This window comes from Halomonas sp. A3H3 (assembly GCF_000982975.1).
GTDB classification, from domain to species: domain Bacteria; phylum Pseudomonadota; class Gammaproteobacteria; order Pseudomonadales; family Halomonadaceae; genus Vreelandella; species Vreelandella titanicae.
In genome coordinates, this window is record NZ_HG423343.1 from 4,355,028 (window position 1) to 4,367,003 (window position 11,976).

Genomic DNA, 11,976 nt, shown 5'->3' on the forward strand with positions numbered 1-11,976 from the left:
TTCGCTCCTTAATCACGTGGCGCACGCGGTATGGGGTCTTGAGCATCCAGATTATCAAACAACAGTGCTCTGGGATTGTCGTTGAGCGTGCGAGTCAAAGGCTGCAGGTCACGCATCAAGCGATCCAGTCGCTCAATGGCGGTTGTCAGCTCTTGATAGGCCGGCGATGACGGCGATAGCCCCTGTAGCGTGCTGCGCAATTCCTCCAGGGTTGCGTTGAGGTTGCCGCCCACAGCCTGGGTTTCAGGATCATTGAGCAATTGATTAAGAGAGGCGCTCACGTCGCGAACCTCATTCAGCATGCTCTCAGAAGCTTGAAGGTTACTATCCAAACCGGTTAACAGCGGTTCAACCTCAAGGGCGTTTAGTTTCTCAAGTAGATCGGTTACCTGGGCCTGTATCTGAGCAAAGCCGCCGGCTACGGTGGGGAAGACATCTCGATCTGAGAAGCGCTCGGCGACATACTCATCGGCAAGGTCGCGGTGGAAGTTCAAGTCTACAAACAGAGCGCCCGTTAACAGGCTGCCACTTTTTAGCGAGGCGCGTAGTCCGAGGCCGAACATGCGTTGGAATCTCGCCTTCCACTCTTCCAGGTCAATATCGCTATTTTCGATCCCTAGGCGCTGAGGTTCGACTCTGATCAGTACGGGGATGGCAAAGCGTGCCCGTGAGTCGGGCTGCGGAGCGGTAAAGTTCCAGGGTACGGCAGCAACGGTGCCCATGCGTACCCCGCGAAACTCTACCGGTGCGCCTTTAGAGAGTCCGCGTACCGTTTCATCGACCAGCAGTACATACTCCAAATAACGATTAAAGGTTCCTTCCCGAGCGGCATCCTCATCAGCGTAGAGAGTGAACCGTGTGTTGGCTTCAACCGGCTGACCCATGGGCAGATCTTCGGGCACGCCGAAAGTAACGCCGCCACCCAGCAGCGCTTCCAATGACTCAACGTTAACCCGAACGCCGTCGGCGTCTAAGCGGAAATCGACACCGCTAGAGGTCCAGAAGCGAGTGCTGTCGGTGACTAAGTCTGTATATGGCTCCTCAATAAATAGCTGGTGCTGCATGGTGCGTGACTCAGGCTCGAAACTATTTTCTTCGATGCGTCCCACGGTGTAGCCCTGATAGGAGACCGGGTCACCGACGCGTAGTGAGTTACCTAACTGGCTCGTCAAGCTAAGACGCAGTCCCGCTTGGCCAGCGGGTGCAACAGGGGGGATATCGCTAACGGGGAATTCTCGCCGTGGTGCTTCCTCTGTGCCTGGCTCAAGCTGTATATAAGCGCCAGAGAGCACGGTACCCAACCCACTAATACCTTCACGGCCAATGCGCGGTTTAACCACCCAAAAGCGGGTATCTTCGCGCAGAAGGTCCTCCACTTCCGGCTGAATACGAGCGGTCAGCACTGCATGGGAAAGGTCGTCAGACAGGCGCACGCTTTGTACGCGGCCTACTTCAACATTACGGCTGCGAATCAGCGTATTGCCCGCCTCAATGCCTTCAGCACTCTCCATGGTCAGCGTCACCTGAGTTCCACGACTAGCGTAATTGTCGTAAACCAGCCATAACCCAATAGCAATCGCGACGATCGGTACCACCCAAATGGGCGATAATCTGGTCTGGCGCGATGTTTTAGCCTTATTTAGCTCCTGATCGTTAATCGGGTCAGTGTTTGACGATTCTGTTTCGTTAGCCATCAACAGGTTCCTTGGTGGCCGCTTTACGGCGAAGAAGAGGGTGACGATGTGGAAGAGGGGTATCCCAAATTAAGCGCGGGTCAAAGGTCATTGCTGCAAGCATGGTTAACACAACCACGGCGCCGAAGGCGAGCGACGCAGGGCCTGGCGTAATCGACATCAGGGAGCCTGCGCGAATCAGTGCCACTAAGATAGCCACCACGAAGACATCGACCATTGACCAGCGACCAATAAACTCTGTTAGACGATACAGCCGCGTGCGACTTTGAGCATTGAACGCACTGCTACGTTTAACCACCAAACAAAGCCAAGTTAGTGCAACGAGTTTACCTACAGGTACGATAACACTGGCGATAAAGATAACCGCTGCGATCGGCCAGGAGCCCATCTGGATCAGTTGAACAACGCCACCAATAATCGTAGAAGGCGAGGAGTTGCCTAGGCTAGTAGTGGTCATAATGGGGTAGATATTGGCTGGAATATACATAATGGCAGAGGCGCCCAGCAGTGCCCAAGTACGTTGCAAGCTGTTAGGAAGACGCTGATGAAGCTTTTCATGGCAGCGAATGCAATGCCCACGGCCCTGGGGCGATAGGCGGTTAATCAGTCCGCAGGTTGGGCAGCCGGTCAGCCCTTGTTCACCAGCGGGTAGGCCTGTCCGGGTACCTTCGGGAGCCAGTGGTTCTCCCTCAAGCGAGAACCACATCCAATCGGCATCCAGGGACTGGCTTGTCATCAGCAACAGCAGCGCAAATGCACAAAACGCCCAGAAGGAGATGCCTATTTCCACATCGGCCAGGCCCGCTATTTTTATCAGGCTCACCAAGGCGCCAATAATAAAGACATCGGCCATCATCCACGGCGTTAAATGCGCCAGTGAGCGTGCAATATCGCGACTAAAGGGCAGGGGGCGATCGCGAAGTAGTCCAAATTGAAGCCAAAGAACGCCAAGCAAATACACGGCTGGCAGCACCACTATGGTCATAATAACGGCGATAGCCACCACGGGTTGGTGAAAGCCAATCAGTGTGGTGGCGGTCTGGGTCAGCTCGATGCGGTTGCTTACTCCGCTGACCGTAAAGCTAATAAACGGAAACGACACTGCCAGCATTAGTGCGACAAGCGAGGCGATGGCCAGGGCCATACTGCGCTGAGCGGGGTAGCGATGGCGCTTAACCAACACGTGTGAGCAGCGTGGGCAGCTTGCTTTCTCGCCAGAATTTAACGGCGGTAGCGCGGATACCCAGTCGCATTCGTGGCAGGCACGCAAACGCCGTCGCTGAGTTCTAACCTCAGGCGGCAAGCTGTCAACAAGGGGGGCGTTGACGGGCAGTGGACGGCGCTTAATCAATTTTTGTGGGCGCAAAAACCAAAACTCTCAGTGCGAACCCCTAGCAAAACTACTAGGATGTGGCGGATTAAGCATGTCAAACACGCATTTTAGCAAGTCTATGTCACTGAAATAATGTTTAAAAACATAGTCTGGCCGCTTGACCAATGGGTTAGTTTAGACAACGATGCTGCGGCGCAATGGCGAACAGTTAGATTCGACCTGATTGGCCGCGTACTTCCGCGTCAGGTTTACGTGCTAGTGTCGCCATATAGTGGCAGGCATTGCTAGTAATAGCATCTTACTGCCGTTGCAATGAAGTGTTGCTCAGAAGCACAACCTATAAAACAGTACCGATCATTATGTCATGAAGGAAATGAAATGTTGCTTCCCACATTAGCAGTTGTAGTTGGATTGATCTTACTGGTTTGGAGCGCCGAGAAATTTATCGACGGTGCGGCGGCAACCTCTCGTTGGCTTGGTTTGTCACCCCTATTGATCGGTATGCTGGTGATTGGATTTGGTACTTCGGCGCCGGAAATGATGGTGTCCGTGCTGGCGGCGATGGACGGAAATCCAGGTTTGGCTGTGGGGAATGCCTACGGCTCGAATATTGCCAATATCGGTTTAATCCTCGGTTTGGTAGCCCTTGTTGCACCACTGTCGGTGCACTCTAGCGTTATCCGTAAAGAGATGCCGATATTGATGCTGGTCATGTTAGCAACGGGCCTAATGCTGCTGGATGGATTCGTCGCGCGTTGGGAGGCCGTTGGCCTGTTGCTGGCATTGGTTGTCTTTATCGTTGTGAGCATTCTGCGTTCTCGCAATCAGTCCGACGATGCGCTGGTGTCTGAGGTCGCTGAAACCCTGGATAGCAAGCCGATGTCCCGCGGTAAAGCCATCATGTGGACGCTGGTGGGGTTGGTGCTGCTCATCGCTAGTTCGCGGCTTCTGGTGTGGGGAGCCGTTGAAATTGCACTGCGCTTTGGTGTGAGCGATTTGATTATTGGTTTGACCGTAGTCGCCATCGGGACGTCGCTCCCTGAGCTTGCTTCCTCGATTACTGCCCTGCGTCGAAAAGAGCACGATATGGTGCTGGGCAACGTGGTTGGGTCTAACCTGTTTAATAGCTTGGCGGTGGTCGGCCTCGCCGGTGTCATTGCGCCGATTGAGGCGGGGCGAGAGGTGCTCATGCGCGACTGGAGCGTGATGACCGGTATGACGCTGCTGATGATCCTGTTTGCGTTTTCTTGGCGTGGTCGCCCGCGGCGCATTAATCGCTTGGAAGGGGGGATTCTGCTGGCGCTGTTTGTCGCGTACACCAGCTATATGGTCAGCGTCGTTATCATGTCGCGATAGCGCCTACTTTGCCATACCGCACCGCAAGGGTAATTGGTGCGTCAATGCGACTCATCTTGGACATCCGGCGACTATAATACAATGGTTGTCCAAGAGGGCGCTAGTGACGGGAAGCTAAGCTGTGTGAAGCAAAGTAACGCAGGAAAAGTAACGCAAGCAAAGTAGTGTAAAAAACTAGCGTAAAGAAATAAGCTTAGTGCTTATAACTAAAAGTGTCGTGCCATGAAGGCTCAACTAAGCTTGTGTTAACCCATCCATGGGATGCCAATTCAGGTCTTAGGAGAGTGAAATGGAACTTGATCCGCTGGTGTTATCGCGACTGCAATTTGCATTCGTCGTGTCGTTTCACGCTATCTTCCCAGTATTTACGATTGGTCTAGCGTCCTATATTGCGCTGCTCCATGGTCTGTTCTTCACAACGAAGAACCCTGCATGGGATCGTCTCTCACTATTCTGGACAAAGGTGTTTGCCGTTGTCTTTGGGATGGGGGTTGTGTCGGGCATCGTTATGTCGTTCCAGTTTGGCACTAACTGGAGCAATTTTTCCCAGGCCTCTTCGAATTTCCTCGGCCCCATGCTCAGCTATGAAGTTGTCACCGCGTTCTTCTTAGAGGCAGCCTTCCTGGGCGTCCTGCTATTCGGCCGCGGTAAGGTGCCTCAAGGGGTTCATTTATTTGCTGCCATTATGGTGGCGGTGGGCACCTTTATTTCTTCTTTCTGGATTCTATCCGCTAACAGCTGGTTGCATACCCCTGCGGGCGTAGAGTTAGTTGACTTCCGCTTCCACGTGACCTCCTGGAGCGAGGCGATCTTTAATCCGTCGTTTCCTTACCGCTTTATGCATATGGCCGTTGCCTCATTCTTGACCGGTGGCTTCGTTGTCGCTGGGGTGAGTGCTTGGTTTCTGTTGCGCGATCGAGACCCGGAAGCGAATCGCCGAGCTCTCTCTATGTGCCTCTGGCTGCTGCTTTTTTTGGCACCGACTCAGGCCGTCATCGGCGATTTTCATGGCATAAACACCCTGGAGCACCAGCCGACTAAAGTGGCTGCCATGGAAGGGCACTGGGAAACCTCTGGCAATGTGCCGCTGCTGCTGTTTGCCATTCCTGACCAGGAAGCACAAACCAACCACTTTGAGCTGGCTATTCCGAACTTGGCCAGCATTATCTTGACTCACTCTGTTGATGGGGAGGTGCCGGGGATTAGTGAAGCGGCGCCTGAAGAGCAGCCGCCAGTGCTGATCGTCTTCTGGGGCTTCCGAGTTATGGTAGGGATTGGTCTGCTAATGATTGCGGTGGCGCTGACGGGGCTGGTGTTGCGCCGCAAAGGGCGTATCTATGACCAACGTCTATTCTTAAAAGGCCTAACGGCAATGATTCCCATGCCGTTTATTGCTGTTTTGGCGGGCTGGATCGTCACAGAGTCAGGACGTTCCCCCTGGTTGGTTTACGGCATGATGACCCATGCCGAGGGGTTAACACCCTCGCTCACTGGCCCTATGGCACTGTTTACGCTGATTGGCTATGCCTTGGTTTACGGTGTGGTGTTTTATGCGGGCATTTATTACCTCACGCGCGTGGTGCGCAACGGTATGCTGCCGGAAGAAGAGCGTGAAACGACTGACGAGAACTTCAAGCGCCCCATGCGGCCTATGTCGGCGGCGCATACACCTTTTGATGATGACGTTGACCCGGTGAGGAGCTAGACATGGAAATGTTTGATCTAACGTTAGTTTGGGCCTTCATCATCGGTTTCGGCATCATGATGTATGTGCTTATGGATGGGTTTGATTTGGGGTTGGGTATTCTCTACCCCTTTGCTCCCGATGAAGATGCTCGGGATGTGATGATGAATTCGGTGGCGCCAATTTGGGACGGCAATGAAACATGGCTAGTGCTCGGCGGGGCTGGGCTGTTAGGCGCTTTCCCACTGGTCTACTCGGTGTTCTTGCCTGCGCTTTACATCGGCGTTTTCTTAATGTTAGCAGGCTTGATCTTCCGTGGCGTGGCCTTTGAATTTCGCTTTAAATCTCGCCGTAACCGCCGCTGGTGGAACCGCGCTTTTTGCTGGGGGTCGGCGGTTGCCGCCTTTGCGCAAGGTGCCGTGGTAGGGGCCTATATCCAGGGCTTTCCGGTTGAAGATTTTGCCTATGTGGGCGGTGCCTTTGACTGGCTAACGCCTTTCTCGGTGCTAACGGGGCTTGGCTTGATGGCAGGCTACGCGCTGTTAGGAGCAACTTGGCTAATACTGAAATCAGAGGGGCATGTGCAGGATTGGGCCTATAAAATCACTCCACTGCTGCTGGCACTGGTGCTGTTTGTTTTTGCGGTGATTAGCCTCTGGACGCCGTTTGTGAATCCTTTGGTCTGGGAGCGCTGGTTCGGCAATATTCAACTGATTTGGGTTTTCCCATTTGCTGCCTTGGCTTGCGCTTTTGTGGTTTTCCGTTCGGTGCAAAAACGGCGTGAAGGGGTGCCTTTCCTGGCCACTATCGGCATTTATGTCTTCACCTATTTAGGCCTGATCGTCAGTAAATGGCCGGTGATCGTGCCGCCGGATTATACGCTGTGGGATGCGGCTTCTTCGCCGGAGTCACAGCTGTTCCTGCTGGTAGGTATGGTATTCGTTATCCCGATTATATTGACCTATACCGCTTGGACCTATTGGGTGTTCCGCGGCAAGGTACGTGTAGGCGAGGGATACCACTGATTCATGGTAACTGAAGACACGCTTTCTCTTACGCCGCGCAGTTGGCTGCATGCGTTGGCTAAGGGAGAGCGTAAACGCCTGCTTGGTTCAGCGCTTTGTGGCGTGTTGGCAGGTAGTCAAACGATAGTCGTGGTGGTTGGGCTTGCGTGGCTTATTGATCAGCTAGTGGTGCATCATCGGTCACCCATTTCTCTATTACCGATATTTTCCCTTCTGGTGGGCAGTGTGCTGTTACGCGCTGCCTTTCAGTGGGGGCATGAAACATTAAGCCTGGAGGCAAGCCTGCGAATTCGACAGCGTGCCAGAGCTCAGCTGTTGGATAAACTGTCTGCCTTGGGCCCGGTGTGGCTTACCAATCAGCATAGCGGCTCGCTGGCAAATCAGGCGGTTGAGCATATAGATGCGCTGGAAGGTTATTTCGCGCGTTTTTACCCTCAACTGCGCATTACGTTCTGTTTGCCGCTATTGATTCTGGCGGTGGCGGGTTGGCTGGATTATCTGGTGGCGCTGTTCCTGCTGCTTTCTGCACCGCTTATTCCACTTTTTATGGCATTGGTTGGCATGGGAGCTGAGCGCCTTAATCGCGACCAGTTCGTTGCGGTATCGCGATTGTCAGCGCATTTTATTGACCGTGTGCGCGGTATGACCACACTGCAGCTTTTTGGCCGTACGTCAGCCGCACAGCAGGATGTTTGGTATGCCACGGATGGTTATCGACGTCTTAGCATGCGTACCCTTCGGTTGGCTTTTCTCTCATCGGCAGTGCTGGAGTTTTTTTCCTCGGTCGCGATTGCGGTTGTGGCTATGTATGTCGGTTTCGGCCTGCTGGGCTACATCGAGTACGGGCCGGCAGCATCGTTGACGCTTTTTTCGGGCTTAGCGGTGTTACTGCTCGCGCCTGAATTTTTCCAACCGCTGCGCACGCTTTCTCAGCATTACCATGATCGCGCGGCGGCACTCGGTGCCGCCGAGAGCGTGGTGAATATCCTCAATCAGCCAAGTTTGGTGAGTGGGCATCACTATATGGCTCCGCGGTCAGATAGGTCGGCCATTGAGTTAAAGGCTGCTTGCGTTGCTTATCCTAGCCGTGGGCAAGTGATAGGCCCTATCGATCTCACCATTCAGCAGGGTGAGGTAGTGGTGCTTAGCGGTGTCTCCGGTAGCGGCAAGTCAACGCTGTTAGCGCTGCTCGCGGGCTTTATCGCCCCAAGCGCTGGCAAGTACCTTCGACAAGAAAGTAGCCGCTATGCCTGGCTGGATCAGCAGCCCTGTCTCTTGCACGGCAGTTTGATCGATAACCTACGGTTGGCGGCGCCCGAAGCTTCCCGTGGAGAAATGCTTGCCGCACTCCATCGCGCTGGTTTTGGGCCTCTGTTAATTCAGCTACCCGAGGGTCTGGATACGTTAATCGGCGAGCGTGGGGTAGGGTTATCGGGTGGCCAAGCTCAACGCCTTGCCCTCGCGCGAGTGTATCTTAGCAATGCGCCGTTGGTGCTCTTAGATGAGCCGACGGCGAGTTTAGATCAAGAGACAGAGCAGTTCGTGATGGCTGCTTTGCTTGAGCTTGCCCAAGAGGGGCGCACCCTGGTCATAGCGACCCACCATCCGGCCGTGATCGCCGCCGCTCAACGCCATCTGGCTTTTGAACAGGGTGAACTGGTAGAGGTGGCCTCATGATGGCTATTTACCGTGACTTCCGCCCTTGGCTGCTGCTCTTAGTGCGCCGCCGCAGGCGCTTTTTGGTGGGCGCCTTGCTGGTTTGGGTCACCCTGATGGCCGGGCTTGCGCTGCTGGGGTTGTCGGGTTGGTTTATTACCGCTAGTGCTTTGACCGGTATCGCTTTAGCGCTGGGTATTCCTGCGCGGCTCGATGTTTATGTTCCCGGTGGTGGCATTCGTTTCTTCGCCTTGGCGCGCACTATCGCGCGCTATGTTGAGCGTCTGTATAACCATAATACGGTGTTAACGCTGCTTGCCGACTTGCGTTATCGGGTATTCGGCCATTTAACACGCTTCGACGACGCTCGCTTGCAGGGTGAGCGTGCCAGCGACTGGCTGAGCCGTTTAACGGCTGATATCGACACCCTGGATAATTTTTATCTGCGACTCTTGGTGCCACCATTGGTGGCGCTGCTTGGTGTATTGGCTGTGTCGCTTTTTGTGGCTATTTGGTTACCCAGCATTGCCGTGCTGATGGTGGTGACGCTGGGCTTGCTCTGGCTGGTAGCGACCTTGTTAGCGGCTGCCTGGGGATTTTCGCAAAGCTATCAGCAGGTGGTTGACCAGCAGTCGCTGCGCCGCCTAGTGGTCGACCAAGTACAGGCCTCGGCTGAGTTGATGAGCTATCAAACGACCCAGTGGCACCGGACGATGATCGCGACTCAAGAGCAGCAAGCGTTCGGCAATCAGCGCCGCTTGGGGCGTAAAGCGGCGCTAATAAACTGCCTGGTGAGTGTCATAAGCGGATTAATGGTAGTGGCAGTTATGTGGTTCGCTAGCCTGGTATTTAGCCAGCAACTGGTCACGGGCCCTGTTTTGGTGATGGTTGCATTGATAGTGCTGGGGGTGAATGAGGCGTTTATCGCACTACCTGCTAGCTTTATCAAGCTGGGCGCTAGCTATGCAGCGGTGCGTCGGTTAAATGCGCTAACCAGCGATTCATCGTCGGCTGCCCCTGTTGTTACGCTACCTGAAGATGTTGATTTCAGCGTTCAGGTTAATCAGCTCTCTCTGCGCTATGCGCAAACATTAGAGCCCGCGCTAAGGTGTATTAATTTTCAACTACCCGCTGGAAAGCGAGCGGTGATTACCGGCAATTCTGGTGCCGGAAAATCGTCTTTAGCCAGTGTATTGATGGGACGCTTACAAGCAACTCAGGGTGAGGCGATGGTGGGTGGCGTGCCAGTGTGGCAGCTCTCGGTCGAAAGCCGTGCTAATCACTTTGCTATGCTCACTCAGCACGTGGATCTGTTTGATGCCTCTATTGCTGAGAACCTGCGTATTGCCAACCCCACCGCAAGCGATGAAAGCCTCTGGGAGGTATTGAAGGCCGTTGCCTTGGATGGTTGGGTTGAGCAACTGCCGAAAGGCTTAGCCACGTCGGTGGGCGAAAAAGGCCAGCAGCTATCGGGTGGTCAAGGTCGGCGTTTGGCATTAGCACGGCTAATGCTTTGTAGCCCTCAAGTGGTGATTCTTGACGAGCCATTTGCAGGCGTTGATGCGGTGACGGCAAACCACCTTGCGGCTTCCCTGGATCAATGGCTGCTTAATCGAACGGTTATATTCTTTGTCCATCAAGTTGGTTCACTGAACCCATTGCCTGGGGTCGAGTACCACTGGCATTTAGATGCCGGTAGACTTAGCCAGTTCGCACTTAAAGAATCGGTAATGAGCGATATTGATTAATTGATAAGAGATAGCCAGGAGCCCTCCATGCACGAATTTTTACGCAATCTTCCTAAAGTAGAGCTCCATTTGCATATCGAAGGCTCGCTGGAACCAGAGCTAATGTTTGCACTAGCACAGCGTAATGGGATTGAGCTGCCCTATACGACAGTTCAAGAAGCCAAAGATGCTTACCACTTCAATGATCTGCAGGGGTTCCTGAATCTCTATTTTCAGGGCATGAGCGTGCTGCGTAACGAGGAAGATTTTTACGACCTGGCGATGGATTATTTCAAGCGCGCGCGGGAGGAGGGTGTTGTGCATATCGACATGCACTTTGACCCCCAGGCGCACCTACAGCGTGGTGTGCCGCTTGAAGTGGTAATGGCTGGGCTATTAAAAGCTAAGCAGGAGGCAGAGGATAACCTCGACCTCTCTATCGGCATGATTATGGCTTTTCTCCGCGACCGTCCCGCAGAGGAGGCGTTGCATGTACTTGAGCAAGCCGCTCCCTATTGGAAAATGCTAGATGCCATCGGTCTGGATAGCGCTGAACAAAACAACCCACCGGTAAAATTTGTTGAGGTGTTTAAGCGCGCTAAGCAGCTTGGGCTTGTGCGCGTGGCCCATGCCGGGGAGGAAGGCCCCGCAAACTATATTAAAGAAGCCCTGGATATCCTTGATGTTCAGCGCATTGATCACGGGGTGCGCTGTTTAGAAAGTGATGTGCTAGTTGAGCGTTTGCGCAGTGAACAGATTGTTCTAACGGTTTGCCCACTTTCAAACGTCAGCTTAAAGGTAGTAGAGGATTTGCGTGATCATCCGCTGCCCAAGCTTTTGGCTGAAGGGCTCAAAGTAACCATTAGTTCGGATGACCCCGCCTATTTTGGTGGCGGTATGTTGACCAATCACATTGCTTGCGCCGATGCGTTTGACTGGGATGAGGCGGTTTTTCGTCAGATAACCCGCAACGCCATTGAGGAAGCCTTTACTAGCCCAGGCCGACGCGAAGAACTTCTCGCTCGTTTAGCTGGGGTATAGCATTACAGCGCCTAGTCACACAGACTAGGCGCTGTTTTAATCAGATGCAGTGCTAGGTTTTTACTCATAAATATTCAAATCGCTGTTGACCCTGGCGGTGAATCGGGTAGTATACGCACACGTCAACGGGGCACGGCCTCATCGACTAGCTCTTTAACAATTTGATCAGGTAATTCATGTGGGCGCTTGCTGATGTTGGTGACAAATCACCGAATATCAAGGCAAGCGACTCAAGCAATAAGGTTTTAAAGGATTCGTCCTTTGGGATCTGTTTTGAATGAATTCGTTTGAACCTTGAGCCAAGTTTGATCCGCTTTTGTTGCCCTCGGGTGACATGTAAGGATCACATAGATCTTAAACTGAAGAGTTTGATCATGGCTCAGATTGAACGCTGGCGGCAGGCCTAACACATGCAAGTCGAGCGGTAACAGGGGTAGCTTGCTACCCGCTGACGAGCGGC

The 11,976-nt window shown here is 53.5% G+C and carries 9 protein-coding genes; 6 read left to right on the forward strand and 3 right to left on the reverse strand.

Annotated features, from left to right (window positions below; translation table 11 throughout):
• Positions 1–8: 8 nt before the first annotated feature.
• Together pqiB and HALA3H3_RS19755 are read right to left on the reverse strand one after the other, a co-directional pair.
• Complete coding sequence (gene pqiB / locus HALA3H3_RS19750) at positions 9–1,694, reverse strand: intermembrane transport protein PqiB (RefSeq protein WP_022523274.1); 1,686 nt, start codon at positions 1,692–1,694, stop codon at positions 9–11.
• Positions 1,687–3,060, reverse strand: a complete 1,374-nt coding sequence (locus HALA3H3_RS19755) for a paraquat-inducible protein A (RefSeq protein ID WP_022523275.1) — start codon at positions 3,058–3,060, stop codon at positions 1,687–1,689. The genes pqiB and HALA3H3_RS19755 overlap by 8 nt, the downstream gene beginning before the upstream one ends.
• Positions 3,061–3,405: 345 nt before the next feature.
• Between HALA3H3_RS19755 and HALA3H3_RS19760 the strand changes: the two genes are divergently transcribed.
• From HALA3H3_RS19760 to HALA3H3_RS19785, 6 genes are all read left to right on the forward strand, one after another.
• Positions 3,406–4,383, forward strand: a complete 978-nt coding sequence (locus HALA3H3_RS19760; RefSeq protein WP_022523276.1) for a calcium/sodium antiporter — start codon at positions 3,406–3,408, stop codon at positions 4,381–4,383.
• A gap of 289 nt (positions 4,384–4,672) precedes the next feature.
• Positions 4,673–6,088: a cytochrome ubiquinol oxidase subunit I gene (locus HALA3H3_RS19765; protein ID WP_022523277.1), complete on the forward strand. Its 1,416-nt coding sequence runs from the start codon at positions 4,673–4,675 to the stop codon at positions 6,086–6,088.
• Between the two features lie 2 nt (positions 6,089–6,090).
• Positions 6,091–7,092, forward strand: a complete 1,002-nt coding sequence (gene cydB, locus HALA3H3_RS19770; protein ID WP_009286907.1) for a cytochrome d ubiquinol oxidase subunit II — start codon at positions 6,091–6,093, stop codon at positions 7,090–7,092.
• Positions 7,093–7,095: 3 nt separating this feature from the next.
• Entirely contained in the window at positions 7,096–8,769 is a 1,674-nt protein-coding gene (cydD, locus tag HALA3H3_RS19775; protein WP_022523278.1) for a thiol reductant ABC exporter subunit CydD, read from the forward strand.
• Positions 8,766–10,496: a thiol reductant ABC exporter subunit CydC gene (gene cydC / locus HALA3H3_RS19780; protein ID WP_022523279.1), complete on the forward strand. Its 1,731-nt coding sequence runs from the start codon at positions 8,766–8,768 to the stop codon at positions 10,494–10,496. Before cydD ends, cydC begins: the two co-directional genes overlap by 4 nt.
• Before the next feature lie 27 nt (positions 10,497–10,523).
• A complete protein-coding gene (locus tag HALA3H3_RS19785) occupies positions 10,524–11,516 on the forward strand; it encodes an adenosine deaminase (protein ID WP_022523280.1) in 993 nt (330 codons plus the stop codon).
• Between the two features lie 245 nt (positions 11,517–11,761).
• On the opposite strand, the gene HALA3H3_RS27465 is transcribed toward HALA3H3_RS19785, so the two are convergent.
• Positions 11,762–11,976: hypothetical protein (locus tag HALA3H3_RS27465; protein ID WP_238326096.1), on the reverse strand; the 215-nt coding region annotated here is incomplete at its 5' end.

Bases quoted from the DNA above. Each gene is read 5' to 3' on its own strand.
- cydC (WP_022523279.1), top strand. From the start codon at position 8,766: ATGATGGCTATTTACCGTGACTTCCGCCCTTGGCTGCTGCTCTTAGTG.
- cydD (WP_022523278.1), top strand. From the start codon at position 7,096: ATGGTAACTGAAGACACGCTTTCTCTTACGCCGCGCAGTTGGCTGCAT.
- HALA3H3_RS19785 (WP_022523280.1), top strand. From the start codon at position 10,524: ATGCACGAATTTTTACGCAATCTTCCTAAAGTAGAGCTCCATTTGCAT.
- cydB (WP_009286907.1), top strand. From the start codon at position 6,091: ATGGAAATGTTTGATCTAACGTTAGTTTGGGCCTTCATCATCGGTTTC.
- HALA3H3_RS19760 (WP_022523276.1), top strand. From the start codon at position 3,406: ATGTTGCTTCCCACATTAGCAGTTGTAGTTGGATTGATCTTACTGGTT.
- HALA3H3_RS19765 (WP_022523277.1), top strand. From the start codon at position 4,673: ATGGAACTTGATCCGCTGGTGTTATCGCGACTGCAATTTGCATTCGTC.
- pqiB (WP_022523274.1), bottom strand. From the start codon at position 1,694: ATGGCTAACGAAACAGAATCGTCAAACACTGACCCGATTAACGATCAG.